The 26,339-nt window shown below is 60.3% G+C and carries 26 protein-coding genes and 1 riboswitch; of the genes, 16 read left to right on the top strand and 10 right to left on the bottom strand.

Features of this window, described 5'->3' with window-relative positions:
* Positions 1-16: 16 nt before the first annotated feature.
* Positions 17-115, bottom strand: a riboswitch (S-adenosyl-L-homocysteine riboswitch).
* 197 nt (positions 116-312) lie between these two features.
* Together GQX66_RS13995 and GQX66_RS14000 are read left to right on the top strand one after the other, a co-directional pair.
* Positions 313-720 carry a hotdog domain-containing protein gene (locus tag GQX66_RS13995; protein WP_011336338.1) on the top strand — a complete coding sequence of 136 codons (408 nt, stop codon included), beginning with the start codon at positions 313-315 and terminating at the stop codon, positions 718-720.
* Between the two features lie 73 nt (positions 721-793).
* On the top strand, positions 794-1,681 hold the full coding sequence (locus GQX66_RS14000) for a formate/nitrite transporter family protein (RefSeq protein WP_102685756.1): 888 nt from the start codon (positions 794-796) through the stop codon (positions 1,679-1,681).
* On the opposite strand, the gene GQX66_RS14005 is transcribed toward GQX66_RS14000, so the two are convergent.
* A complete protein-coding gene (locus GQX66_RS14005) occupies positions 1,682-2,947 on the bottom strand; it encodes a sodium:proton antiporter (RefSeq protein WP_085667394.1) in 1,266 nt (421 codons plus the stop codon). It abuts the gene before it with no gap.
* A gap of 106 nt (positions 2,948-3,053) precedes the next feature.
* Positions 3,054-4,223, bottom strand: a complete 1,170-nt coding sequence (locus GQX66_RS14010; protein ID WP_007959692.1) for an MFS transporter — start codon at positions 4,221-4,223, stop codon at positions 3,054-3,056.
* 219 nt (positions 4,224-4,442) lie between these two features.
* Here GQX66_RS14010 and GQX66_RS14015 point away from each other — a divergent pair, with 219 nt between their 5' ends.
* Both GQX66_RS14015 and GQX66_RS14020 read left to right on the top strand, forming a co-directional pair.
* The gene (locus tag GQX66_RS14015; RefSeq protein WP_240869738.1) at positions 4,443-5,276 is read left to right on the top strand and encodes an EamA family transporter; all 834 of its coding nucleotides are present in this window, start codon (positions 4,443-4,445) and stop codon (positions 5,274-5,276) included.
* 39 nt (positions 5,277-5,315) lie between these two features.
* On the top strand, positions 5,316-5,699 hold the full coding sequence (locus GQX66_RS14020) for an MAPEG family protein (protein ID WP_085746665.1): 384 nt from the start codon (positions 5,316-5,318) through the stop codon (positions 5,697-5,699).
* A gap of 49 nt (positions 5,700-5,748) precedes the next feature.
* On the opposite strand, the gene GQX66_RS14025 is transcribed toward GQX66_RS14020, so the two are convergent.
* Complete coding sequence (locus tag GQX66_RS14025) at positions 5,749-6,921, bottom strand: murein transglycosylase A (RefSeq protein ID WP_085746664.1); 1,173 nt, start codon at positions 6,919-6,921, stop codon at positions 5,749-5,751.
* A gap of 128 nt (positions 6,922-7,049) precedes the next feature.
* Between GQX66_RS14025 and GQX66_RS14030 the strand changes: the two genes are divergently transcribed.
* Positions 7,050-7,499, top strand: coding sequence for a cytochrome c (locus GQX66_RS14030; RefSeq protein WP_007959696.1), 450 nt, complete (start codon positions 7,050-7,052; stop codon positions 7,497-7,499).
* A gap of 42 nt (positions 7,500-7,541) precedes the next feature.
* Here GQX66_RS14030 and GQX66_RS14035 read toward each other — a convergent pair whose 3' ends face one another.
* The 4 genes from GQX66_RS14035 to GQX66_RS14050 all read right to left on the bottom strand — a co-directional run bounded on the left by GQX66_RS14035 (position 7,542) and on the right by GQX66_RS14050 (position 12,060).
* Positions 7,542-7,937 carry a DUF1090 domain-containing protein gene (locus GQX66_RS14035; RefSeq protein ID WP_007959697.1) on the bottom strand — a complete coding sequence of 132 codons (396 nt, stop codon included), beginning with the start codon at positions 7,935-7,937 and terminating at the stop codon, positions 7,542-7,544.
* A 98-nt stretch (positions 7,938-8,035) separates the two neighbouring features.
* Positions 8,036-9,712, bottom strand: a complete 1,677-nt coding sequence (ligB, locus tag GQX66_RS14040; RefSeq protein WP_240869740.1) for an NAD-dependent DNA ligase LigB — start codon at positions 9,710-9,712, stop codon at positions 8,036-8,038.
* 143 nt (positions 9,713-9,855) lie between these two features.
* Positions 9,856-11,046 carry a methionine adenosyltransferase gene (metK, locus tag GQX66_RS14045; protein ID WP_027610621.1) on the bottom strand — a complete coding sequence of 397 codons (1,191 nt, stop codon included), beginning with the start codon at positions 11,044-11,046 and terminating at the stop codon, positions 9,856-9,858.
* 18 nt (positions 11,047-11,064) lie between these two features.
* The gene (locus GQX66_RS14050) at positions 11,065-12,060 is read right to left on the bottom strand and encodes a metalloregulator ArsR/SmtB family transcription factor (protein ID WP_129972219.1); all 996 of its coding nucleotides are present in this window, start codon (positions 12,058-12,060) and stop codon (positions 11,065-11,067) included.
* Positions 12,061-12,331: 271 nt separating this feature from the next.
* Between GQX66_RS14050 and tkt the strand changes: the two genes are divergently transcribed.
* The 8 genes from tkt (at position 12,332) to GQX66_RS14090 (ending at position 20,220) form a co-directional block, all read left to right on the top strand.
* Positions 12,332-14,329 (top strand): transketolase, encoded by a 1,998-nt coding sequence (gene tkt / locus GQX66_RS14055; protein WP_085608891.1) that lies wholly within the window; start codon positions 12,332-12,334, stop codon positions 14,327-14,329.
* A gap of 151 nt (positions 14,330-14,480) precedes the next feature.
* Entirely contained in the window at positions 14,481-15,533 is a 1,053-nt protein-coding gene (gene epd / locus GQX66_RS14060) for an erythrose-4-phosphate dehydrogenase (RefSeq protein WP_240869742.1), read from the top strand.
* 12 nt (positions 15,534-15,545) lie between these two features.
* Positions 15,546-16,709, top strand: coding sequence for a phosphoglycerate kinase (locus GQX66_RS14065; protein ID WP_011336326.1), 1,164 nt, complete (start codon positions 15,546-15,548; stop codon positions 16,707-16,709).
* Positions 16,710-16,743: 34 nt separating this feature from the next.
* Entirely contained in the window at positions 16,744-16,965 is a 222-nt protein-coding gene (locus tag GQX66_RS14070; RefSeq protein ID WP_085697808.1) for a hypothetical protein, read from the top strand.
* A 56-nt stretch (positions 16,966-17,021) separates the two neighbouring features.
* Positions 17,022-17,354: an MliC family protein gene (locus GQX66_RS14075; RefSeq protein ID WP_039767975.1), complete on the top strand. Its 333-nt coding sequence runs from the start codon at positions 17,022-17,024 to the stop codon at positions 17,352-17,354.
* Positions 17,355-17,479: 125 nt separating this feature from the next.
* Positions 17,480-18,544 (top strand): class II fructose-bisphosphate aldolase, encoded by a 1,065-nt coding sequence (fba, locus tag GQX66_RS14080; protein ID WP_007959708.1) that lies wholly within the window; start codon positions 17,480-17,482, stop codon positions 18,542-18,544.
* 160 nt (positions 18,545-18,704) lie between these two features.
* Positions 18,705-18,956, top strand: coding sequence for a helix-turn-helix transcriptional regulator (locus GQX66_RS14085; protein ID WP_085746662.1), 252 nt, complete (start codon positions 18,705-18,707; stop codon positions 18,954-18,956).
* Positions 18,949-20,220, top strand: coding sequence for a type II toxin-antitoxin system HipA family toxin (locus tag GQX66_RS14090; protein WP_240869744.1), 1,272 nt, complete (start codon positions 18,949-18,951; stop codon positions 20,218-20,220). The genes GQX66_RS14085 and GQX66_RS14090 overlap by 8 nt, the downstream gene beginning before the upstream one ends.
* 101 nt (positions 20,221-20,321) lie before the next feature.
* Here the strand turns inward: GQX66_RS14090 and GQX66_RS14095 are convergent, their stop codons facing one another.
* The 3 genes from GQX66_RS14095 to GQX66_RS14105 form a co-directional block, all read right to left on the bottom strand.
* Positions 20,322-21,188, bottom strand: coding sequence for a hypothetical protein (locus GQX66_RS14095; protein ID WP_085746660.1), 867 nt, complete (start codon positions 21,186-21,188; stop codon positions 20,322-20,324).
* A gap of 283 nt (positions 21,189-21,471) precedes the next feature.
* The gene (locus GQX66_RS14100) at positions 21,472-21,834 is read right to left on the bottom strand and encodes a hypothetical protein (RefSeq protein WP_240869746.1); all 363 of its coding nucleotides are present in this window, start codon (positions 21,832-21,834) and stop codon (positions 21,472-21,474) included.
* 414 nt (positions 21,835-22,248) lie between these two features.
* Positions 22,249-22,917, bottom strand: a complete 669-nt coding sequence (locus GQX66_RS14105) for a polysaccharide lyase family 7 protein (RefSeq protein WP_240869748.1) — start codon at positions 22,915-22,917, stop codon at positions 22,249-22,251.
* A gap of 351 nt (positions 22,918-23,268) precedes the next feature.
* Here GQX66_RS14105 and GQX66_RS14110 point away from each other — a divergent pair, with 351 nt between their 5' ends.
* From GQX66_RS14110 to GQX66_RS14120, 3 genes are read left to right on the top strand one after another with little or no spacing between them, the layout of a single operon-like run.
* Positions 23,269-25,392 carry an EAL domain-containing protein gene (locus GQX66_RS14110; RefSeq protein WP_240869749.1) on the top strand — a complete coding sequence of 708 codons (2,124 nt, stop codon included), beginning with the start codon at positions 23,269-23,271 and terminating at the stop codon, positions 25,390-25,392.
* A 41-nt stretch (positions 25,393-25,433) separates the two neighbouring features.
* The gene (locus GQX66_RS14115; protein ID WP_007959720.1) at positions 25,434-25,925 is read left to right on the top strand and encodes a M48 family metallopeptidase; all 492 of its coding nucleotides are present in this window, start codon (positions 25,434-25,436) and stop codon (positions 25,923-25,925) included.
* Positions 25,926-25,949: 24 nt separating this feature from the next.
* Complete coding sequence (locus GQX66_RS14120) at positions 25,950-26,246, top strand: winged helix-turn-helix domain-containing protein (protein WP_007894945.1); 297 nt, start codon at positions 25,950-25,952, stop codon at positions 26,244-26,246.
* Positions 26,247-26,339 lie beyond the last annotated feature (93 nt).

Below are 26,339 nucleotides of genomic sequence, written 5' to 3' on the forward strand. Positions count from 1 at the left end.
CTCCATTCGTAATGTATGCGAATGGGCGCCGTTGTGCGTTTAGTGTCCGGCCTGAGCCGGTCAACGCCCCATCCGAGCCTGACAGGTTGAACCTGCTGCAGCGCCCCTCGGACAGGTGGCGGGAAAACGGTACCAAGTGAAGGTTACCGTTTTGAAACGGGGGCGATTATAGCCGTCTAGACTGATCTTCCAAAGGGTTTCTGTCGGCCAGATGAAGATCGCCAATCGCGACCATAGTAGAAGCCTCATGGAGCATGACCGCTCAGTCTGCCAAGATGGCGCCATCATTCGGCAAGACGCTCAGGAGTGAAGATGAATTTCCACACCCGCAAGTGGGTAAAACCCGAAGACCTCAACCCCAACGGCACCCTGTTCGGCGGCAGCCTGCTGCGCTGGATCGACGAAGAAGCGGCGATCTACGCCATCGTTCAACTGGGCAACCAGCGCGTGGTGACCAAGTACATTTCCGAGATCAACTTTGTCAGCGCCTCGCGCCAGGGCGACATCATCGAACTGGGCATCACCGCCACCGAGTTCGGCCGCACCTCGATCACCCTGACCTGCGAAGTGCGCAACAAGATCACCCGCAAGAGCATCCTGACCGTCGAGAAGATGGTCTTCGTCAACCTCGGCGAAGACGGCTTGCCGGCGCCGCACGGGCGAACCGAGATCAGGTATGTCAAAGACCAGTTCAAGGATGACGTGCCCGTTACCGAGTAATCGCGTCACACCGGCGAACGGAAGCCGAGCGGCGCGTGTCGTAGCCTTATGACCCCGCCACCGGTTTCCCGCCATGACCACACCTACAGACGGCAAGACCCCCGATCTCTCGGCCAAGGAACAGCACGAAGTCGAGAAAAACCAGCCGCCCCGCGCGGCGGTTCTGCATGAAATCATCCGCAAACAGGGCGACCAGGAACTGGAGCGCAGCATCGCCGCGTTGTGGTGGTCGGCGCTGGCGGCCGGGCTGACCATGGGCCTCTCGCTGATGGGCATGGGCCTGCTCAACTCGCGTCTGCCCGAGGGCGACGAATTCAAGGTGATCGCCAGTTTCGGCTACTGCGCAGGCTTTCTCGCGGTGATCCTCGCCCGCCAGCAACTGTTTACCGAAAACACCCTGACTGCCGTGCTGCCGGTGATGACCAAGCCGACCCTGGCCAATTTCGGTCGGTTGATCCGGCTCTGGACAGTGGTGCTGTTCGGCAACCTGTGCGGGACGATTCTGGTGGCGTATGTGATGCTCGAACTGCCGATCTTCGACAGCAAGACCGACGAGGCCTTCCTAGAAATCGGCCGCAAGGTCATGGAGAACCACGCGAGTCAGATGTTTGCCAAGGGCATCGTTTCCGGCTGGATGATCGCCACCATGGTCTGGATGATTCCGTCCATGGAGAGCGCGAAGATGTGGATCATCATCCTCATCACCTATCTGATGGCGCTGGGCGACTTCACGCACATCGTGGTGGGGTCGGCGGAGGTGTCGTATCTGGTGTTTGCCGGCGAGTTGCCGTGGAGTGACTTCTGGGCGGTGTTTGCCGGGCCGACGCTGGCGGGGAACATCATCGGCGGCAGTTTCATCTTCGCCCTGATCAGTCATGCGCAGATCCGCAGCGAAAGCGGGGCTCCGAAAGAGTCTGCAGATCAGGCCGAAAAGCCCGATCCGCAGCAGATCAAGAAATGATCAGTGGTGCGCGGGCTCGGCAGCGGTTGCCGGCTCGTCGCGCGTTGCGTGCTTGACCAGTTTGCCGATGGTCAGGCCCTGCAACAGGATCGATGACAGCACCACGATGTAAGTGATGCTCAGCAGCAGATCGCGCTCCGGGCCCAGCGGCAGGGCCAGTGCCAGTGCCACCGAAACTCCGCCGCGCAAACCACCCCAGGTCAGGATCCGGATAGTGCCGCGAGGCACGGTGCGCCAGCGGCGCAACAGGACGATGGCCGGGGCCACGGTGAGCAGGCGCGACAGCAGAATCGCCAGCGCCAGCAGACTTGCTGCCGCCACGTGCAACCAGTTGAACGGCAGCAGCAACAGCTCCATCCCGATCAGCGCGAACAGCAGCGCGTTGAGCATGTCGTCGAGCAATTCCCAGAAACCGTCCAGGTATTTGCGCGTCATGTCGTTCATCGCCAGGTTGCGACCGAGGTTACCGATGATCAGACCGGCGACCACCATCGCAATCGGTGCCGAGACGTGCAGCTCGGTGGCCATCGCTGAACCGCCAATCACCAGCGCCAAAGTCAGCATGACTTCGATCTGGTGCTGCTCGATGCTTTTGATCATCAGGTACACCAGATAACCGATCAGCCCGCCGAACAGCACGCCGCCGATGGCTTCGTGGGCAAACAGCATGGCCGTGGCGCCGACGGTCGGGGTTTCGCCCAGTTGCGCGATGCCAAGCAGCACGGTGAACACCACCACGGCGGTGCCGTCGTTGAACAGTGATTCGCCAACGATGGTGGTCTTCAGCGGCTTCGAGGCGTTGGCCGTACGCAGCACTCCGAGTACCGCGATCGGGTCGGTCGGGGAAATCAGCGCGCCGAACAACAGGCAGTAGAGGAAGCTCACGTGCCAGCCGAACAGGGCAAAAATGTAATAGGCGAGGCTGCCGATCACGGCGGTGGCGATCAGTACGCCGAAGGTTGCCAGCAGGCCGATGGGCCAACGGTAGCTGCGCAGGTCGTTGAGGTTCACGTGCAAGGCACCGGCGAACAGCAGGAACGAGAGCATCCAGTTCATCAGCAGATCGCCGAAGTCGATCTGGCCGATCAATTGCTGCACGCGCTCTTCGAGGCCGGGGTAGCCGAGCAGGCTCAGGCCTTGCAGCAACAGGGAAAACATCAGCGCGGTAACCATCACGCCGATGGTCGGAGGCAGGCCGATGAAGCGGAAATTCACAAAGGTGAGGAGGGTGGTGAGGCAGATGAAAGCGGCGACGAGTTCAAGCATCCGGGGTCCTTTGGATGGGGGGTGGAAAGACAGCGCGCCCGTTCATGGACGCAAGGGTTGGATGGGCTGACGCCGGGTGGGGACACAATTGTGTCCCCCGGGAAAATCAGCCGGACACATTGACCGCAGCGACACCCCGACGTTGCAGGTAGATGAAAAACAGCGCCGTCAGCACGGTCAGCACGCCCACCAGCGCGCCGGTCCACGGCAAGTCCGCCAGGTCCGCGCCGCTGGCCACCACCAATCCGCCGATCCACGCGCCGGCGGCATTGCCGAGGTTGAACGCGCTCTGGTTCAGGGTCGAACCGAGGTTCGGTGCTTCATGCGCCTGATCGATGATCAGCAGTTGCAGGATCGGGCACAGGGCGAAGGCGAAAATCCCCCACAGCACCAGCGTGATCGCCGCCGGAACCACCGAGCGACTGGTCTGGCTGAATGCCGCCAGAATCACTACCACCGCCAGTGCGACACCCACCAGCGACGGCAACAGACGGCTGTCGGCCAGGCGCCCGCCGAGCATGCTGCCGCCGGTCAGGCCGACACCGAACAACAGCAGCATCACCGTCACGCCGTGGGGGCTGACGCCGGTGATGTCCTGCAGAATCGGCGCGATGTAGGTGAACACGCTGAACAGGCTGGTGGAGGCCAGCACACTCATGCCCAGCGCCAGCAACACGTTGACCTTGCCCAGCACCTTGAATTCGCTGGCGAGGTTGGCCTTGTCCATCGGGATATGTTTCGGCAACCACAGCCATTGGGCGAGGGCGGCGATCACACCGATCACCGAGACCGCCCAGAAGGTCGAGCGCCAGCCGGCGTACTGGCCGAGCGCAGTGCCCAGCGGTACGCCGAGAACGTTGGCCAGGGTCAGACCGGTGAACATCATCGCAATCGCCTGCGCCCGTTTGTTCGGCGCGACCAGCCCGGCGGCCACCACCGAACCGATGCCGAAGAACGCGCCGTGGCACAGCGCGGTGACCACTCGCGCGGCCATCAGCGTTGCGTAGTTCGGCGCCAGTGCGCACAGCACGTTGCCGAGGATGAACATCAGCGTCATGCCCAGCAACGTGGCCTTGCGCGGCATGTTGGCGGTGCCGATCGCCAGGATCGGCGCACCGAACACTACGCCCAGGGCGTAGCCAGTGATCAACAGGCCAGCGTGGGGAATGCTCACCGCGAGGTCGCGAGCGACATCGGGCAGCAGGCCCATGATGACGAATTCAGTGGTGCCGATGCCGAAAGCGGCAACAGCGAGTGCAAGCAAGGCGAGTGGCATGCGCAAGGTCTCTGTCGGTAGTCTTGACGCTTTGATCAGGCATACGCAGGCCGGCGACCGGTCTCGGACGAGAACGGGGCAGGCAGGAATTATTGGAATTTATCTGTGCGCAACTGAGTGCGGCGTGGTCGCTTGCAGTATAAACAGCTGCTGACACATCGCGAATCAATAATCTGACTAATTGGCTCAGGTTCAACAACAAGAACAAAGGAGTGGCACGTGCTGGCGACAGCTCTGGTGTTGGTGGCGGCGCTGTTGCACGCAGCGTGGAATACGTTAATCAAGTTCAGCGCCGAACGGCTGCTGGTGGTGGCCTGCATGGACACCGTGGCGCTGTTGTTCGTCGCGCTGGCGTTCCCTTTCATCAGCCTGCCACCGCCGGAAATCTGGCCTTGGATTCTGGCGTCGGCGGCGTTCGAGCTGCTCTATCGTTATCTGCTCATCCAGGCCTATCGGGTCGGCGATCTGGGGCTGGTCTATCCGTTGATGCGCGGATTGTCGCCGCTGGTGGTGCTGGCGCTGACCCTGATCTTCGCCGGTGAAGTGCTGACCACCCAGCAGATCTTCGGGATCATGCTGATCCCGCTGGGCATGGCTTGCCTGCTCTGGCAGGGCGGCGGCGGGAAACACTTGCCGTGGTCGATGCTGCCGGTGGTGGCGCTGATCGGCTTGTGCATCGGTTGCTACACCTACATCGATGGCCAGGCGCTGCGGCGCTGGTCGCATCCGCTGGATTACCTGGTCTGGGTCACGCTGCTCAGTGCCTGGCCTTTCCCGATGCTGGCGTGGGTGGCCAAGCGTCCGGCGTTCAAGCTGTTCTGGCGCGAGCAATGGAAGCTGGGACTGGCGGTCGGGTTCTGCGTGTTGTTCAGCTACGCTCTGGTGCTGTGGGCGATGCAGTTGGGCTCGATTGCCGAAGCGGCGGCGTTGCGTGAAATCAGCGTGATTCTGGTGGTGCTGTTCGGTATGCGTTACCTGAAAGAACCTTTCGGCCGGCCGCGGCTCTTAGCCTGTGGGCTGGTGCTGAGCGGCATGTTGGTGATGAAGTTCTGAGCGCCCGGCAACTCTAAAACTCGAAAGAAGGACGGTGTTATGACGGTGGCTTTGTGGTGTGTGTTGATCGCGATCTTTCTGCCCTATCTGTGCACCGTCGTGGCCAAGGCCTCGGGTGGTTTCAGACTGCGGGACAATCATGATCCCCGGGACTTTCTGGACAGCGTGGATGGCGTGGCGCGCCGTGCCCATGCGGCGCAACTGAACAGTTTTGAAGTGACCCCGGCGTTTGCGGCGGCGGTGATCGTCGCGCACCTGGTGGGCACGGCAGAGCTGGTGACGGTCAATGTGCTGGCGGTGCTGTTCATCACCAGTCGCCTGCTTTACATCATTTGCTATCTGGCGGACTGGGCGGCTTTGCGCTCGTTGGTCTGGTTTGTCGGGATGGTGCTGATTGCCAGCTTCTTCTTCGTTTCGGTCTGAACCTGAAAAGATCGCAGGCTGACGAGGCCTGCGATCTTTTGCATTGTACTTACGGCTTGTCGGCCACCTGCGGTACTTGCGGCAGTGCCGCGCCTTTTGGCCAGAGCATCCAGATCTGCCCTTGCTGCTTCATGTCGCCGGCCAGTTGCCCGGCGGCATCGCCGGTGCCCCAGAACAGATCCGCACGAACTTCGCCGGCAATCGCGCCGCCGGTGTCCTGCGCGGCCACCGGGCGTACCAGCGCCGTGCCGTCCGGGCGGGTGGTCGAGAGCCACAACAGGCTGCCCAGCGGAATCACCTTGCGGTCCACAGCCGCGCTGTAACCGGCGGTCAGCGGCACGTTCAGCGAGCCGCGCGGGCCTTCGTTGCTGTCCGGGTTGCGGGTGAAGAACACGTAGCTCGGATTGCTCGCCAGCAGTTCCGGAATGCGCGACGGGTTGGCCTTGGCCCAGTTGCTGATCGCGCCCATGGTCACTTCTTCTTTTTTCAGCTCGCCCTGTTCCACCAGCCAGCGGCCGATCGGCCGGTACGGATGACCGTTCTGGTCGGCGTAGGCGATGCGCAGCTGGCGACCGTCATCGGTTTGGATCCGCCCCGAACCCTGAATCTGCAGGAATTGCAGGTTCATCGGGTCGGTCAGCCACGCCACGACCGGCGCCTTGACGCCCTGGCTCTCGATGGTCGCCGCGTCGTCGTAAGGCTTCAGCACACGACCTTCGAGGCGGCCGCGCAGGCGCTTGCCTTTGAGTTCAGGGTAAATGCTGTCCAGCGAGACTATGATCATGTCCTCGGGCACGCCATACACCGGCACGTTGGCGGTGGCGGTTTGCGTCAGGCTGCCGGGATAGACCGGTTCGTAATAGCCGGTGATCAGACCGTTGGGGTTGTCGTTCTCGGCGCGAAGGCCGAAGACGTCGAGGTTCTGCTTGAGGAACGTGCGAATGTCGCCGGCTTTTTGCGGCACGTTGGCGGCTGCCGCACAGGTCGCGCCCCAGACCGGGTCAGCCTTGAGCCGGGTGCAGGCGCTGCGCCACGAACCGAAACCGGCCACCAGGTCGCTATCGGACACCGCAGGCAATGCTTCCCAGGTGGCGCTGGAGTACGTGGCCAGGGCGTGGGTTTTCGGCTTGGCGCTGTCGCCACCGGTGCAGCCGGCGAGGATCGCCAGCAGCGGGAGGGTCGCGATGAGCGGATGACGCCAGGCCTTGAAACGGCTGTTCATGGAGAATTTCCTGTGCCGGTTGCAGAAGTGCTCCATGCGCTCAAGCAACCCTTATTGTTAATAGGGCTATTGGTGTTTGGCGGTGACCCGAGGATACTGGCCGCCGATTTCCGTGACCTGAAGCCACCATGACTCTTAAAAGAATTTCTGTTGTATTGCTGGCCTGTCTGACCTTGTCCGCCTGTGGCGGTGTCGACCCGAATTCCCCGCTGGGTCAGCGCAAGGCGATCTTCAAGCAGATGCTCAAGACCGGCGAAGACCTGGGCGGCATGCTGCGCGGACGCATCGCCTTCGACGGGCCGAAATTTGCGGAAGGTGCGGTCAAGCTCGATGCGTTGTCCCATGAGCCGTGGAAACATTTCCCGCAGGTGCGCGAAGAAGATCACACCAGCGCCAAGGACGATGTCTGGCAGAAACAGGCCCGCTTCCAGGAAATGGCCCGCACCCTTGAAGCGGCCACCGGTGAACTGGTGATCGCCAGCAAGGTTCAACCTTACAAGGCCAGCAACCTGGGGCCGGCCGTGCAGAAAGTCGAAGATGCCTGCAGTGCCTGCCATAAAGAGTTTCGCGACCACTGATGTTCAAGGGATCACGGTTTTTGGCTGTGATCCCCGGCTTTCTTACTTGTCGAGTTCGTCCAGCGCGTCCTGCAATTCCTTGCGCGATTCGGCGAGCTTGTTCTTGCGCTTGTCGATCTTCTCCGGATCGCCTTTCTTCATGGCCTTGTCCAGATCAGCCTGACGCTTGCTCACTTCGTGCTTGGCGTCGAGCACCTTGTTTTCGCGTTCTTTCTTCAGGCCGGCGTCGGTGCAGTGTTCCGTGACTTCGCGCAGGGCGGTTTCGAGACCGGCCTGCTGGTCGGCGTTGCCGCGGGACTTGGCCTGTTCGATCTGATTGATGATGCCCTGCTTCTTGGCGGCACAACCGGTCAGGCCCGGAGCATCTTCGTCGGCCATCACGGGGGCGGCGAGGACTGCGCAGAAAGACAGCAGGGCGAGCGGTGCAAGAAATTTCATAAAAGCTCCATGTGCAAATGCAATCGTATCGGTGAAGCACTGCGCTGTTGGAGCGCTCCGGCGGACATTGGGTTCCCGGTTGGCCCGGGATTGCGCATTCAGAAGCCGTCGACACCGGCGGCTTGCAAGGTTTTACTCAGGGCCAGTACCTGCGGGTCGCGAAAAAAGGCGCTCAATTGCGCCGCACGGCCCGGGCCGATCCCGGCTTCTGCCTGCCATTGTTCGGTATTGCGTTGTGCCAGCGCCTGCCATGAATCGGCAAGTGTTGCCTGACCGGTCGGCGGCAGCCCCAGGGCTTTGAGCCACTGCAGGAACGGCCGTTGGCGGGCGCTGTGAAAACTGTGCAGCAGGCGGGCACTGCTGCGCTCGCCGAGACCGGCAATGTTAGCAAGCTCCGGGCCGTCGAGGGTCAACCAATCCAGCAGGCTGTTCAGGCGGCCTGTTTCCAGAAGTTTCTCCCAAGTGCCGCGACCGACATGCGGTAGGGCGAGACCTTGCTTGCCGCTCAGCCAGGTGAGGCGTGCGAGGAACTGGCTTTCGCAGCCTGGCGTCGGTTGCCAGCAGCTCAGGGTGTGAAAGTCGCTGGCGAGCGGAACGTTCAGATCCGCGCGTTCGGCACTGCGCAGCACCACGCTGTCGAGACGCGGAATCGTCAGCCCGGCCAGGCTGATTGCGACCTGATCGCCGGGCCGAATGTCCAGCTCCTGCCAACGCCTGAGCGAACTGACGCTGACCCGTTTGATCTGCCGGTCATCGAGCATAACCGGCGACAGTTCAAGCACCGGCGTGATGCGCCCGGTGCGGCCGATCTTGAAGTTCACCTTGCGCACATCGGCCAGCGCCTGGGCGAAAGGGTACTTCCAGGCGACGGCCCAGTAGGGCGGACGAGCCTGCCAGCGCTCCGCCGGTGGCCGCAGGCTCTGACGCAGTACCACTCCGTCCGTGGCGAATGGCAATGGCGAGCGATGCCAGTGATCGCGCCAGTGTTGCGCTTCGTTCAGGCTGGCGACGGCCTGGGTATAAGGCTCCGTGGTGGGAAAACCGAATTGCTTCAAGGCCACGATCCGCTCCGGCAAGTCCTTCGGCCCTTGCGGCCAGTCCCAGACAAACAGCCCGATGCCGGCAGCGTGTTCCGCGTCGAGATCCTTGCGCCCCAGCAGCCCGGCCACGGTGGCTCGAGCATTGGCGCTGCCGGCACGTGCCTGCATGTGTCCGTTCAAGCGCCAGTAGAGTTCGCCTTGCACCAGCAGATCCTGCGGTTGCGTCAGCTGTTGCGGAATGGCTCCGATCTTTTTTGCCGACGCGGTCCAGTCCTGCCCGCGAACGCCGTCCCCGCGACTGATCGCCTGATGCAGTCGGCCGTTGCGATAGATCAACGTCACCGCCACGCCATCGACCTTGGGTTGTACCCAGACATCCTTTCGGTCGCGCAGCCAGGTCGCGATGTCCGCCGCGTCATGAAGTTTGTCCAGGCCAGTGTGAGCGACCGGGTGCGCAACCGGGCCTGATGCGGTGCGCAACGGCTCGGGCGGTGAGGGAAGTTTGAAGCACCGGCGCCATTGGTTCAGACGCAAGCGGGACTGATCGTAGAGCTCATCGGCGATCACCGAGCGGCCTTCGCGATGATAGGCGTCGTCCCAGCGGTCGATCTGTTGCTGCAGGGCGACGACTTCGCTCGAAGCCCGGGCGGCGGTCCAGTCGGGGCAGTCGGCAGCGAAGGTGTTGAGGTGGAAAAACGGCAGGAAAAACAGAAACAGGCGCAGTGTGGCAAGCATTGTGAGCGTCCTTGCTCAGAGAGATACCTGAAGGCTAGCCGGGATTTTGAAGTGGGCCGGGCGGCTGTTTTACCGGTTGTTTCGCGGCCATGAAAAAGCCCCGCACGGCGAACCGTGCGGGGCTTCTCGTACCGCCAGGAAAATTACAGGCCGGCGGCGGAACGCAGAGCGTCGGCGCGGTCGGTTTTTTCCCAGGTGAACGTGGAGAAGGTGTCTTCGCCAACAGTCTTGGTCTGCGGAGCACGGCCGAAGTGGCCGTAGGCTGCGGTTTCCTGGTACATCGGGTGCAGCAGGTCCAGCATGGTGGTGATCGCGTATGGACGCAGGTCGAACACTTCGCGGACCAGTTTGATGATCTTGTCATCGCTGATCTTGCCGGTGCCGAAGGTGTTCAGCGAGATCGAAGTAGGCTGGGCCACACCGATCGCGTAGGAAACCTGGATCTCGCAACGCTCGGCCAGGCCGGCAGCCACGATGTTCTTGGCAACATAACGGCCAGCGTAGGCAGCCGAACGGTCAACCTTGGATGGATCTTTACCGGAGAACGCGCCACCGCCGTGACGGGCCATGCCGCCGTAGCTGTCGACGATGATCTTGCGACCGGTCAGACCGCAGTCACCTACCGGGCCGCCAATGATGAACTGGCCGGTCGGGTTGATGTGGAACTGGGTGTCCTTGCTCAGCAGTTCGGCAGGCAGCACGTGCTTGACGATCAGCTCCATCACGCCTTCGCGCAGGTCCTTGTACGACACTTCAGGGTTGTGCTGGGTCGACAGAACAACAGCGTCGATACCCACAACCTTGCCGCCTTCGTAACGGCAGGTCACTTGGGACTTGGCGTCCGGACGCAGCCAAGGCAGCAGACCCGATTTACGGGCTTCGGCCTGACGCTGAACCAGTTGGTGCGAGAAGGTGATCGGTGCCGGCATCAGCACGTCGGTTTCGTTGCTGGCGTAACCGAACATCAGGCCCTGGTCGCCGGCGCCCTGATCTTCAGGCTTGGCACGGTCAACGCCCTGGTTGATGTCAGGGGACTGCTTGCCGATGATGTTCATCACGCCGCAGGTAGCGCCGTCGAAGCCGACTTCGGAGCTGGTGTAACCGATGTCGCAGATCACGTCACGAACGATCTGCTCCAGGTCGACCCAGGCGCTGGTGGTCACTTCACCGGCAACGATGGCCACGCCAGTCTTGACCAGGGTTTCCACGGCAACGCGTGCGTGCTTGTCCTGGGCGATGATGGCGTCCAGCACTGCATCGGAAATCTGGTCGGCGATTTTGTCCGGATGTCCTTCAGACACGGACTCGGAGGTGAAGAGGGAGTATTCGCTCATCTCGATGTTTTCCTGAATTTACCGATGGTGAGTGTCGCCAGCCGGTCGCTGAAAATGGCGAACCTGGATCTGGAAACCATTACGTAAGCCTACATAGAGGCTTTCCCCGGGAACGAGTCCCGCAGCGGTGGCCCAACGGGCCAGATCGTCCTGTTCAAACCCCAACCACAGATCACCGCAGGCCTCCCTGGCCCAACTCTGGTTGTGGCTACATAACTCTGTCACGAGCAGGCTACCGCCCGGTTGCAGCAGGCTGGCCATGTGCTTGAGCGCTTCGGCCGGCGCGGCGAAATGGTGCAACACCATGTTCAACACCACGCAATCGGCCTGAAGGCTCACGCCATTCAATGCATCGGCCAATTGCAGGCTGACGTTAGCCAGCTGTTCACGTTCACATACCTGACGGGCCAGTTCGAGCATCGCCGCGCTGTTGTCCAGTGCGGTTACGGTGCCGAAGCGACGCGCCAGTTCCGGCAGGAAAGCTCCATCGCCGGGGCCGACTTCAATGGCCGTGGCAGCGCCATTGAAGTTCAGTTTGTCGAGCAGGGCCAGCACGCTTTCACGGTACTGCGGCAGGCCGGCAATCAAATCCTGCTGGGCGCGGAATTTCTCTGCGATCCGGGCGAAAAAGTCCTGGCTGTTGGCCGCACGTTGCCCGTGAACCTGTGCGATCCGGGTTTCCACGTCAGCCGGCAGCGCCAGATTGTCGACTTCTTCTAACAATGCCGCGTGCAACTTGCCGCCCAGCAACTCGGTGTGGGGCAGGGCGCGGCGATAGAACACCGCATTGCCTTCGCGGCGAGTCGCCACCAGATCCGCCTGCGCCAGCACTTTAAGGTGATGGCTCATGCCGGACTGGCCGATATCGAAAATCTGCGCCAGTTCCAGTACGCCGAACGAGTCGTTGGCCAGGGCGCGCAATACATTCAGCCGCAGCGGATCGCCGCCGGCCTTGCACAGGGCCGCCAGCTCGTCGCAATCGTCATGGCGAATGGAAGGCACGCGTAAGTTCATAGGGCTGGCAGTCTAGTGACGGCCTGAAGGCATCGCAAGGTCTATATCAAAAAGTTTTGATATTGCTCGATGGATGGCGCATTCGATTGCACTTCTCACCGCCCGGTTAACTCTACAAACGAACAGCGGAAAGGTTTCACCAACCGAAACCGGTGTTATCCATTGGAAAAACGCCTCCGGATGACTATCTGTCATTGCCCCGAGGCGCTCGGGTGAGGGAAAATGCCCTCCTTTTTTCCGTTTCAATCTATTCACACCCAGGAGATCAGCGATGCCTAGCCGTCGTGAGCGTGCCAACGCCATTCGTGCCCTCAGCATGGATGCCGTGCAAAAAGCCAACAGCGGCCATCCCGGTGCCCCTATGGGTATGGCAGATATCGCCGAAGTGCTTTGGCGCGACTACCTCAAGCACAACCCGAGCAATCCATCGTTCGCCGACCGTGACCGCTTCGTGCTGTCCAACGGCCACGGCTCGATGTTGATCTACTCGCTGCTGCACCTGACCGGCTACGACCTGTCGATCGACGACCTGAAGCAATTCCGTCAACTGCACAGCCGTACCCCGGGCCACCCGGAATTCGGTTACACCCCGGGCGTTGAAACCACCACCGGCCCGCTGGGTCAGGGCCTGGCCAACGCCGTGGGCTTCGCCCTGGCAGAAAAAGTACTGGGCGCGCAGTTCAACCGTCCTGGCCACAACATCGTCGACCACCACACCTACGTGTTCCTGGGTGATGGCTGCATGATGGAAGGCATTTCCCACGAAGTCGCTTCCCTGGCCGGCACTCTGGGCCTGGGCAAGCTGATCGCCTTCTACGATGACAACGGCATCTCCATCGACGGCGAAGTCGAAGGCTGGTTCACCGACGACACGCCGAAGCGTTTCGAATCGTACAACTGGCAAGTGATCCGCAACGTCGACGGTCACGACCCGGAAGAGATCAAGACCGCCATCGAGACCGCTCGCAAGAGCCCGTTGCCGACCCTGATCTGCTGCAAGACCACCATCGGTTTCGGTTCGCCGAACAAGCAAGGCAAGGAAGATTGCCACGGCGCCCCGCTGGGTGACGCGGAAATCGCCCTGACCCGTCAGGCGCTGAACTGGAACCACGGCCCGTTCGAAATCCCGGCCGACATCTATGCCGAGTGGGATGCCAAGGAGAAAGGCCGCGCCGCCGAAGCCGAGTGGGATCAGCGTTTCGCTGCTTACTCCGCCGCGTTCCCGACCGAAGCCAACGAACTGATCCGTCGCCTGAGCGGCGAGCTGCCGGCCGACTTCTCCGAGAAGGCCGATGCCTACATCGCCGACGTTGCGGCCAAAGGCGAAACCATCGCCAGCCGTAAAGCCAGCCAGAACGCCCTGAACGCGTTCGGCCCGCTGCTGCCGGAAGTGCTGGGCGGTTCGGCGGACCTGGCCGGTTCCAACCTGACCCTGTGGAAAGGCTGCAAAGGCGTCAGCGCCGAAGACGCCAGCGGCAACTACATGTACTACGGCGTGCGCGAATTTGGCATGACCGCCATCATGAACGGCGTTGCCCTGCACGGCGGTCTGGTCCCTTACGGCGCGACCTTCCTGATGTTCATGGAATACGCCCGCAACGCAGTGCGCATGTCCGCTCTGATGAAGCAGCGTGTGATCCACGTCTACACCCACGACTCCATCGGTCTGGGCGAAGACGGCCCGACGCACCAGCCGATCGAGCAACTGACCAGCCTGCGCAGCACGCCGAACCTCGACACCTGGCGTCCAGCCGATGCCGTTGAATCGGCCGTGGCTTGGAAAAACGCGCTGGAGCGCAAGGACGGCCCTTCGGCGCTGATCTTCTCGCGTCAGAACCTGCAGCACCAAACCCGTGATGCCGGCCAGATCGCCGACATCCGTCGTGGTGGTTACGTGCTGAAGGACTGCGCAGGCGAGCCTGAGCTGATTCTGATCGCCACCGGTTCGGAAGTCGGTCTGGCCGTTCAGGCCTACGACAAACTGACCGAGCAGGGCCGCAAGGTGCGCGTGGTTTCCATGCCATGCACCAGCGCGTTCGACGCTCAGGACGCCAGCTACAAGCAATCGGTCCTGCCGTTGCAGGTTGGCGCACGTATCGCGATCGAAGCGGCCCACGCCGACTTCTGGTTCAAGTACGTGGGTCTGGAAGGTCGCGTGATCGGCATGACCACCTACGGCGAATCGGCTCCGGCTTCGGCACTGTTCGAAGAGTTCGGCTTCACCCTGGAAAACATCCTGGGTCAGGCTGAAGAGCTGCTGGAAGACTGATCCAGATCAGGTGTCGTCTTAACTGACGCCATCGCGGGCAAGCCCGCTCCCACATGGGCGATGTAGATCCCTGTGGGAGCGGGCTTGCCCGCGATGGCGGTCGGTCAGGCAACATCGCTTTGACTGATACACCACGGTAATCGAGAACCCCATGCCTCAACCGCGTCCCTACAAAGTTGCACTCAACGGCTACGGCCGGATTGGTCGTTGCGTCTTGCGTGCGTTGTTCGAGCGAGGCGAGAAGGCCGGGTTTGAGATTGTCGCGATCAACGATCTGGCCGACATGGCCAGCATCGAATACCTGACACGCTTCGACTCCACTCACGGCCGGTTTCCGGGCGAGGTGAAGGTCGACGGCGATTGTCTGCATATTAATGGCGACTGCGTGAAGGTCCTGCGCAGTGCCACTCCCGAAGGCATCGATTGGGCGTCGCTGGGCGTCGATCTGGTGCTCGAATGCTCCGGCGCCTGGCACACCCGCGCAGACGGCCAGCGTTTCCTCGACGCCGGCGCGCCGCGTGTGCTGTTTTCGCAGCCGATGGCCAGCGAGGCGGATGTCGACGCCACCATCGTTTACGGCGTCAATCAGGATTGCCTGACCGGCGACGAACTGCTGGTGTCCAACGCCTCCTGCACCACCAACTGCGGCGTGCCGCTGTTGCGTCTGCTGGATCAGGCGGTCGGCCTGGATTACGTGTCGATCACCACGATTCACTCGGCGATGAACGATCAGCCGGTGATCGACGCCTATCACCACGAAGACCTGCGCCGCACCCGTTCGGCGTTCCAGTCGGTGATCCCGGTGTCCACCGGTCTGGCGCGTGGTATCGAGCGCCTGCTGCCGGAACTTGCCGGGCGAATTCAGGCCAAAGCCGTACGCGTGCCGACGGTCAACGTGTCCTGCCTCGACATCACGATGCAGACCGCGAGCGACACCGACGCCGGCGAGGTCAACCGGATTCTGCGCAACGCCGCCACCAGCGGCCCGCTCAAAGGTCTGTTGGCCTACACCGAATTGCCTCACGCAAGCTGTGATTTCAACCATGACCCACATTCGGCCATCGTCGATGCCAGTCAGACCCGCGTTTCCGGCCCACGGCTGGTGAACATCCTGGCCTGGTTCGACAACGAATGGGGTTTTGCCAACCGAATGCTGGATGTTGCAGAACACTATCTGCAAACAGCGACTTCAAAAAAACCGTAGGAAGTGCGACCCATGACCGTGTTGAAGATGTCCGACCTCGATCTGCAAGGTAAGCGCGTATTGATCCGCGAAGACCTCAACGTCCCAGTCAAGGACGGTGTTGTCACCAGCGATGCGCGTATCCTGGCTTCGCTGCCGACCATCAAGCTGGCCCTGGAAAAAGGCGCGGCCGTGATGGTCTGCTCGCACCTGGGTCGTCCGACCGAAGGCGAATTCTCCGCCGAGAACAGCCTCAAGCCTGTCGCCGATTACCTGAGCAAGGCTCTGGGCCGCGAAGTGCCGCTGGTGGCTGATTACCTGGGCGGCGTTGACGTCAAGGCCGGCGACATCGTGCTGTTCGAAAACGTGCGCTTCAACAAGGGCGAGAAAAAGAACGCCGACGAACTGGCCCAGCAATACGCTGCCCTGTGCGACGTGTTCGTGATGGACGCTTTCGGCACCGCTCACCGCGCCGAAGGTTCGACCCACGGCGTCGCCAAGTTCGCCAAAGTCGCCGCTGCCGGCCCGCTGCTGGCCGCTGAACTCGACGCACTGGGCAAAGCCCTGGGCGCCCCGGCCAAGCCGATGGCGGCCATCGTTGCCGGTTCCAAGGTCTCGACCAAACTCGACGTGCTGAACAGCCTGAGCCAGATCTGCGATCAATTGATCGTCGGCGGCGGCATCGCCAACACCTTCCTCGCTGCGGCCGGTCACCCGGTTGGCAAGTCGCTGTACGAGCCGGACCTGCTGGACACCGCTCGCGCCATCGCCGCCAAGGTCAGCGTGCCGCTGCCGGTCGACGTGGTGGTTGCCAAGGAATTCGCTGAAAGCGCTGAAGCGACCGTGAAACTGATCGCAGACGTCGCTGCCGACGACATGATCCTCGATATCGGCCCGCAAACCGCGGCCAACTTCGCCGAACTGCTGAAGTCGTCGAAAACCATCCTGTGGAACGGCCCGGTCGGCGTGTTCGAATTCGACCAGTTCGGCAACGGCACCAAAGTGCTGGCCGAAGCCATCGCCGAAAGCGCGGCGTTCTCGATTGCCGGCGGTGGCGACACCCTGGCGGCCATCGATAAATATGGCGTGGCTGAAAAGATCTCCTACATTTCCACCGGCGGTGGCGCGTTCCTCGAATTTGTCGAAGGCAAGGTGCTGCCGGCCGTTGAAGTCCTGGAAAGCCGGGCCAAGGCCTGAGGCCGCCCGATTGGCCAGGCAAAGGAGTGTTCAGATGGTCAAGTCGTTAGCGCTGTTGTTGCTGACCGGTACATTGGCAGCCTGCGGGAGTAACCCGAAGGCTGCGCCGGAGCCGGCACCCGGCGAGGCACAGAAAGGCTGTTACCAGGCCGACTGGCAGGCCGAAACCAACCCGGTGCTGAACAAGCGCTCGGGCCCGGACGGTCTGGACAAATACGAGACGCAAACCCCGGCCAAGGAACATGGTTGTCCTTGACCGGTCTGACTCTTTACTCAAGTCCGGCGGCGTGCGCTGCCGGTCGAGGAACACGGATGAAAGGCTTGATCGCCGTTGCGGCACTGGGATTGTTGGGTGGTTGCGCGCAGTGGAACCCGTTCCAGTCGTCCGCCCCTGTGGATAACTGGACCACCTGGACCTGCGACAGCCAGGCCAAGGTGCTGTGGCGCTTCACCGATGCCGCCCGCAAGGAAGTCGATGTGCGCCTGGGAGGCGGTGATCAGGTCTATCGCCTGAAAGAAGAGCCGGGCGCCTCGGGCGCGTTGTACAGCGACGACATGCTGGCGTTTCACATCAAAGGTAATGAAGGCCTGGTTTACTGGGTCGCCACCAATGATCTGATCGGTCGGGGCTGCAAAGCCGAATAAAACAGAATTTGCTTTATCGAATCACCAGGCCGGGCCTCAACCCCCGATCTGCAATCACTTGAATAGCCGCCGCCGCTCCGGCAGGCTGGCACGATTAACGACCCAAACCGGGAGAGACACACACAATGGCACTTATCAGCATGCGCCAGATGCTGGACCACGCAGCCGAGTTCGGCTACGGCGTTCCAGCCTTCAACGTCAACAACCTTGAGCAGATGCGCGCCATCATGGAAGCCGCTGACAAGACTGACTCCCCGGTGATCGTTCAGGCTTCGGCCGGTGCCCGCAAATACGCCGGCGCCCCGTTCCTGCGTCACCTGATCCTGGCGGCGATCGAAGAGTTCCCGCACATCCCGGTGTGCATGCACCAGGACCACGGCACCAGCCCTGATGTCTGCCAGCGCTCGATTCAACTGGGCTTCAGCTCGGTGATGATGGACGGCTCCCTCGGCGAAGACGGCAAGACCCCGACCGACTACGAATACAACGTCCGCGTGACCCAACAAACCGTGGCCATGGCTCACGCCTGCGGCGTTTCGGTTGAAGGCGAGCTGGGCTGCCTGGGTTCGCTGGAAACCGGCATGGCCGGTGAAGAAGACGGCATCGGCGCCGAAGGCGTTCTGGATCACAGCCAGATGCTGACCGACCCGGAAGAAGCCGCTGACTTCGTCAAGAAGACTCAGGTTGATGCCCTGGCCATCGCCATCGGCACCAGCCACGGCGCCTACAAGTTCACCAAGCCACCTACCGGTGACGTGCTGGCGATCGACCGCATCAAGGAAATCCACAAGCGCATCCCGAACACCCACCTGGTGATGCACGGCTCTTCCTCGGTCCCGCAAGAATGGCTGGCGATCATCAACCAGTACGGCGGCGACATCAAAGAAACCTACGGCGTACCGGTTGAAGAAATCGTCGAAGGCATCAAGCACGGCGTGCGCAAGGTCAACATCGACACCGACCTGCGCCTGGCATCCACTGGCGCCATGCGTCGTCTGATGGCCACCAACCCGAGCGAATTCGACCCACGTAAATTCTTCGGCGAAACCGTCAAGGCGATGCGCGATGTATGTATCGCTCGTTACGAGGCTTTCGGTACTGCCGGCAACGCTTCGAAGATCAAGCCGATCTCGCTGGAAAGCATGTATCAGCGTTATCTGAAGGGTGAGTTGAACGCCAAGGTCAATTGAGACTGGGTGTTTAGCTGATTTGAAAGAAACCCGCCGTGAGGCGGGTTTTTTTTTGCCTGGAGTTTTATCAAGCAGTCGACCGACGTAAGGCGCTTGAAATGTCACCCATAACGGACATAATCGATTCTATATTTTAAAAAGTCCCATATGGGTGACATTTATGCTGCTCCCCAATCCCGCTGTTTTCGGTGAAAGAATTCGGCAATTGCGTCGGGCCAAAGGCTACAGCCAAGCGATATTGGCCCACAGAGCCAAATGCAGCCGCAAAACCATCATTGACCTTGAGGCCGGGGAGAATGTCGCGCTTTACACCGCGTTCAGGGTGCTGGCAGCGCTGGGCATGGCGCTGGAAATTGTCGATAACCGCATTGACCTCAAATCCCTGGCCGATCTGGTAGAGCACGATGAGTAAAGTCAAAAGGCTCAACGTCACCACGCCGCAAGGCTTCGCTGGTGAGCTGTCCAAGGGATCGCAGTTTTCCTTTGTTTATGAAACCGCCGATGCAACAAGGGAAGTCTCACTGGTCATGCCCTATGACCCGACGCCCTCGGTGAGCAACGTGCTGCATCCGATCTTCGATATGAATGTGCCTGAAGGGTTTCTGGCGGATCAGATCAAGCGCCGGATGGCCAAGCACATGCAAGTCGATGAGATGCGCCTGTTATCGGTCATCGGCGGGAACCAGATCGGACGCCTCACCTACCAGAATCCAATCGAAACTCCGGTATCCGTGCGTGCGCAAGTCGGATTGCAGGAGATTCTGTCTGCCGATGTTTCGCAGGGCGTTTTCGACTTTCTCGTCGACACCTATTTCGAGTCGGGCATTTCAGGTGTACAGCCCAAGGTGCTGGTGCCCGACCTGGACAAGCTCACCGGCAATCGAAAAACCATGCTCAGCTCCGATCTGATCGTCAAATCAGGCGCGGATGAGTACGCACATCTGGCTCAGAACGAATTTCTCTGCCTGGAAGCGGCTCGCATCGCCGGACTTGAAACACCGCCGTTCTGGTTGTCCGAAAACGGCGATTTGTTTGTGATGGAGCGTTTTGACCTGACCGAGGCCGGTCGCCTCGGGTTCGAAGACATGGCGGTTCTGTTGGGACTCAACAAGGATCCCCATGACAACTACAAGTATTCGCAGAGCTACGAAACTCTCGCGGCCGTGATTGGCCAGGTCTGTCGGCATGGTGATGCGCTTCGGGAGTTGGAGCGTTTTTTCGCTTCGGTCTGCCTTTCGGTCATGGTTCGAAACGGCGATGCGCATCTGAAGAACTTCGGCGTGATTTATACCCATCCAGAAGCTCTGGAAACTGTGCAATTGGCTCCCGTTTTTGATGTCACCACCACAACGGTCTACGAAAACTACAATCCCAAATCAGGCCGCTCCTTGGTTGATCGCACGTTGGCAATCAAGATGAACAAGGTGAAAACCTATCCGGATCGCCAGCAACTGATCGAGTTTGGTCGCAAGCATTGTTCAGTGGAGAAGCCAGCCTTGATCATCGAGCGTATTGCTGAGGCGATGACTCAAGCGTTGGCGAATCATCAGGCGCGAGTGAACGGCGAGTTGTTTGCTGATATGCAGCGGGAATGGGATGCGGGGCGGGTAGTGGCGTTGAATGACTCCGTCGGCTCAGGAATGAAGCGAAAGCCAGTCGGCACGACCCGTATTTGATATACGTAGGTCGAGTTGAAAATAAAGGAAAGCGGGGGCAGATTGATTTAATCGAGCAGCAGATAAATAAATCTGTCCCTCTGATTGATGTCGGAGTGGAATCAGCTTGCGCGGCGCACTGGCTTTATCGCAGTCAAAAAATCATTGATCACTTTTAAAACCCACTCTTTGGCCTTTTGAGTATTTGCCAACGGCGCTTCGCCTGCGCCCTCGATAAAGCCCGGAATATGTTCGGGAGCAAGTTTGACGATAAATGCAGCGGCGTCATCTGCTGCAGACTTATTATTGAACTCGTTCTCCAAACGACTCATTGACGCTGCGAATATTGAGCTCTTCATCAATTGCTTACTGTGTTCCGTCAGTTCAGTGATGTTGTTCGACTGATTGATGACGAGGAATATATCGAAGGCATCCCGCAAGCGTTTCCCAAAACCAACCGAGCGCCCCTTGGCAGAAAGGAAGCCAGCTTCGGTGGCGAAGGGGATCTTCAGCGAGGTCTCCGTACCGTCCATGGCCTGCCCCGATATCAACTGATGCCTGGCTTCCTTTTCAGTGAAGATCACGTCCGTTCCCGGGGTCGCGATGGACTCATAACGCCCCCACTGCATAATCAGGTCGGCTGAATCATCTGCATATTTCCTGTGCAGGAAATCCACATGAAAAATCATTGGTTCATCATTGACCACCAGCTTTCTGTACACCTGGAACGCATTCTTTGGCGCCCGCATGTACCCCGAGTCCTTAACCATTGAGTCCAGAGCCCGAATAACATGCTCTTTACTCAGCGCCGCATTCAGAATGATGTCGACGTCATAGGTGCCCGTGTGGGGAATGGGCTTGGAGTTAAACAGGTAAGGAATCCATCCACCAATCACCGCGTAGTCGATAGTTTGACGATTTAGTAACCCGGCTACTTCCAGCAGCATGGCCCGTGCTGCTTCTTGTTCGCTTGCAAAGCTATAAGTCATGTTCAGTCGTTCCTTCTTTTACTTGGTAGGTGTTATTTCTGAGGGGCCTGCGCCAAGCGCGGGGCGCCTCAATGTCTCAGGCCGGGCATCGGCGCTGCAGTAGTCGGCTTTTCTAGCTCCACCTCTTCCCTGCAAAGTCAATTGATCCGAGTGTAACTCGTTCATTTAAGAAACCCGCTATGGCGCGGATTTCTTGTAGGCGATGGTCTATCGGTAAGGGGCAAGAACGTCGCCAATTACGGACATTTCTGAGATTCCGCGATGAGCGAGCCGTTATGGGTGGCTATTCCTTTAACTCGACGTGATCCAGCGCCTGATTCACCGCCAGTTCCCCCAGCATCACCAACTGCGCGATGCCTATCGCGGTTTTGCGGTCGGCGGGGGCGAGGGTGGCGGCGAAGTTGTTGAGCATTTCGTTGGCGGAGCCGAGGGTTTCGCTGGCGTTGGCCAGCAGGGATTCGGTGTTGTAGGCGGGGTTGGCGAAGTACATGCGGTCGGGTTCGTTGACCGTGGCCATGATGCGGGCGCCGGGGCAGAGGTAGTGGTCGAGAGCGCGTTCGGCGGCTTCGTTGAGTTTTTTTGGGTCGATGGAATCGTAGGGGGAGGCCGGGTCTGTGACCGGCGGATGAGGCGTAGATTTAATCATTTGCTCGAAACCTGATTGGAGTGCCCCAGCTCTGGCTACTAATCAAAGTGGAGGCAACTGTACGCAGGTTAGTAGACCGGGGTTTCGAGCAAGCCGGCGCACCCGAAGGTGCCCTGCGCACAGTCGCCATCAGGTGCAGGAATCGAAATTCCTGACTGATAGATACTTGTGCACAAGCTCGAAGCCACGGGCTACTAAACCCGATCACTGCGAATCAGTGACCCGAATCAAGTTACCGATGGCCCTCCAGGCGCACAAGCCGGCGGATTCTGGCGTACCGGTAGGCAGAGACGCAAGCCGTTGTAGGCTTCGGGAAGTTGCGCCGGGCTGCTTTAAACATGACCGTTTAAACGTCAGCGCTGCCGCAGGCGCCATCGCTGGCAAGTCGAGTTGTCGCACCGCAGCTCCCACAGGTTATTTGTCGTGGTCAATGTCCAGTTTTGAGAACGTCACCTGCCCACCCTCACTGGTGTACCCGGTGTTGTCCTGCACATACACGCCTGCCTTGAAATACAGCGGTTTGCTGCGCCACGTCGCGCTGATCTGCGAATCCCACTGATACCCGGCTGCACTCACGCCCAGCGCACCGCCGGGGCTCAGGTGAATGAGGTAGTTGAATTCGCGATTGAGTTTGATCCCGGTGGCGAGGGTGATGACGCGGCTTTCGTCCTGATCCGGATGGGTGCGCAGCTTGATCACCAGGTTGCCGGTCTCGGTTTTTTCTTTGTATTGGTATTCAAGCTTGAGCATCGGCTTCTGGCTTTCATAGGCGTGGATCTGGCCGATGACGATCTTGCCGGAGCTGGGCACCTTGTTGACCGAAAGGGTCGCGCGCAGCAGGTTGTCGGCGTCGGGGTAATACCAGTTGCGCAATGTTCCGTTGCTGTAGGTCTCACGCAGTTCGGTGCGCGGGTAGATGGCGTTTTCGGTTTTCGAGCCGGTCACCGGGGACCAGAAGAACAGGGTGCCGGTGTCGGAATGGAAGTACTGATCCTTGAAGCCGTTCACCAGTTTGGAGGTTTCGACGGTGTAGGGCGGGCTGCCAACGGGAACGCTGAGGTTCCAGGTTGCGAGATCAATCATGTCGGTTCTTCCACTCTATTTCTCTTGCACGCGCGTGCCAGAAGCTCTAGCCCGCGCCTCTTGGGGGCGGCCTTTATAAGCGTAGAGGGATTTTTTGTTAACGGCCGTCTGGCGGATGATTGGCGTCAACATCCTGTCGAAATGCCACCTTTCCCGGTTTTCGGGGGCTTCAGCGGTGACCGTTAGTCGGCTGCCTATCGGTTTGGTTAAATGATGGCTGGATGACAGCTATTGCTTTTACAGATCCCGGACTAGAGTGAAGACTCGGTGACTGTATGGTTTTCACGAGAAGCCGCCCGGAACACTGACCCGAGATGCCCCGACACGAGTTGTCCCGACAAGAGAAGCAGCATGGAATGCGCGCAACCCCAGCCAGGTGAAGGCAGCTCAGTCCTTTTGATCGTTGATGATTACCCTGAAAACCTGATCAGCATGCGCGCGTTGCTGCAGCGCCAGGACTGGCAGGTATTGACCGCCGCTTCCGGTTACGAAGCCCTCAACCTGTTGCTCGAACACGACATCGACCTGGTGCTGCTGGATGTGCAGATGCCGGGCATGGACGGTTTCGAAGTCGCGCGGCTGATGCGCGGCAGCCAGCGCACGCGCCTGACCCCGATCATTTTCCTCACTGCCAACGAGCAGTCCCAGGACGCCGTGATCAAGGGTTATGCCAGCGGTGCGGTGGATTACCTGTTCAAACCGTTCGATCCGCAGATTCTCAAGCCGAAAGTCCAGGCGTTGCTCGAGCACCAGCGCAATCGCCGGGCCTTGCAGCGTTTGAGTCAGGATCTGGAATCGGCGCGGGCCTTCAATGCCTCGGTGCTGGATAACGCGGCCGAAGGCATTCTGGTGTTGGGCGAGGATGGTTTGATCCGCTTTGCCAACCCGGCGATTTCCCGGTTGCTCAATGCGCCGGTGAAGGAGCTGGAAGGGCAGGAGTTTCTCGATTACCTGCAGAAACCGCACATTCCGCTGTGGGCCGATTCCGAGTTTTACGCCGGGTACAAACGTGGCGAGACGCTGCGTCTACACGATGCGTCGCTGCGCACCGCACCGGGGCAGCAGGTGCCAGTGGCCTTGTCCTGCGCGCCGCTGCCGAGCGAGCAACACGCGATGGTGGTGACGGTGCTGGACATGTCGGTGGTGCGTCATCTGCATCAACAGCTGGAATTTCAGGCGGTCACCGACCCGCTGACCGGGCTGCTCAATCGCCGAGGTTTTTATCAGACTGTGGAAAACCTGCTGTTGCGCGGCGAGCGCACGGACAGCAGTTGGGTGCTGATGTATCTCGATCTCGACGGTTTCAAGAGGGTCAATGATTCCCTCGGCCATGATGCCGGGGACCGGGTGTTGCGCTGGGTCTCCGAACAATTGAAAGCGTGCCTGCGGCCATTCGACATTCTGGCGCGGATGGGCGGCGATGAATTCACCGCGCTGCTGGATCTGGAATTCCCCGAACAAGCGGCGAAGATTGCTGAAAAACTCATCGAGCGGGTGTCGATCTGTCAGCAGATCGAAGGCCTCGATATTGCTCTGGGCGCGAGTATCGGCATTGCCACCTACCCCGACTGCGGCAACAACCTCGACGGTCTGCTGCGCGCCTCGGACATCGCCATGTACGAGGCCAAGCGTGCCGGGCGTCAGCAATATCGTTTCTACGATCATGAAATGAACGGCCGTGCGCGGTCGCGGCTGATGCTGGAAGAAAGCGTGCGTAATGCCATCGAGAACCGCGATTTCAATCTGGTGTATCAGCCGCAGGTGGCCATTGGCGATGGTCGCGTTCGTGGTTTCGAGGCGTTGCTGCGCTGGCAGCACCCGAGCGTCGGCGATGTGCCGCCGGGGTTGTTCCTGCCGTTGCTGGAAGAGGCGACGCTGATCAGCCGGCTCGGCAGCTGGATCTATCATCGCAGCGCCGGGCAGCGTAAGGCCTGGGAATCCGAGTTCTCCAAGGATCTGGTGATCGGCGTGAGCCTGAGCAACACTCAGTTCGGCCTGCCGAATCTGGTCACCGAATTGCGCCAGGTGCTGGAGCGCCATGGTTTGCAGCCGCACCAGATGGAAGTGGAAGTCACCGAAGAGGCGCTGACGATCAACCCGGACGAGACCCGCAAGCAGCTGAAGCTGCTGCGCAATCTCGGGGTGCGGGTGGCGCTGGACGATTTCGGTTCCGGGGCCTGCTCGCTGGCGCATTTGCGCGATCTGGAACTGGATACCCTCAAACTCGATCGCCACCTGATTGCCCGATTGCCGGACTCGTCCCGCGACGCTTCGCTGGTGCGCACGGTCATCGACTTATGCAAGGAATACGGTTTGCTGGTGATTGCCGAAGGCGTGGAAACCGTCGAGCAATACCAGTGGCTGCAAGCCCATGGTTGCGAGTACGTGCAAGGTTTCCTGGTGGCGCGGCCGTTGGTCGCCGAGGACACCGCACGCTTTACCGAGCCGTTCGACTGGAGCGCGTTGGCCGGTTGAATTCGCTACACTGGCGGCCTTTTCATGACCCGTGCCGCCCCATGACTGCGTTGAAATACCTCCAGGCCTATCCCGCGAATCTGCAGGATCAGGTGCGCCAATTGATCGCCGACAACCGCCTCGGTGATTACTTGAGCCAACGCTATCCGGGCCGCCACGATGTGCAGAGCGACAAGGCGTTGTACGGCTACGCGCTGGACTTGAAGCAGGAATACCTGCGCAACGCCCCGGCCATCGACAAGGTCCTGTTCGACAACCGTCTCGATCTGACCCACCGCGCCCTCGGCCTGCACACCACGGTGTCGCGGGTGCAGGGCGGCAAGCTCAAGGCCAAGAAAGAGATCCGCATCGCCTCGCTGTTCAAGGACGCCGCGCCGGAGTTTCTGAAGATGATCGTCGTGCACGAGCTGGCGCACTTCAAGGAGTCGGATCACAACAAGGCGTTCTATAAGTTATGTGAGCACATGCTGCCGGGCTACCACCAGGTCGAGTTCGACCTGCGGGTGTACCTGACGTGGCGCGACATGCAATAAGACATCAAACAACGGAGCGCATGCATGGACGTAAGCAAGACCAAGAGCAGTTTCTACCGGCGCTTGTACGTGGCGTACCTGATCGACAGCGGCCTGGCGAGCAGCGTGCCGGCGCTGACCGAGGTCACCGGCATGCCCCGGCGTACGGCGCAGGACACGATTGCGGCGCTGGCGGATCTGGATATCGTCTGCGAGTTTGAACAGGAAGAGGGCGCGCGCAATCATGCGGGGCGCTATCGGATTCGTGAGTGGGGGGCGATTGATCGGGGGTGGATCGAGCGGAATTTGCGGCAGATCAAGGCTGTTCTCGAATATCCCTGAGTTTGGGTGTTCGCCTTTAGATTGTTGCCCTCACCCCAGCCCTCTCCCGGAGGGAGAGGGAGCTGACCGAGGTGTCTTGCGTCATACATCGAC

Source organism: Pseudomonas sp. B707, from assembly GCF_022496685.1.
In the GTDB taxonomy this organism is placed as follows: Bacteria; Pseudomonadota; Gammaproteobacteria; order Pseudomonadales; family Pseudomonadaceae; genus Aquipseudomonas; species Aquipseudomonas paraglycinae.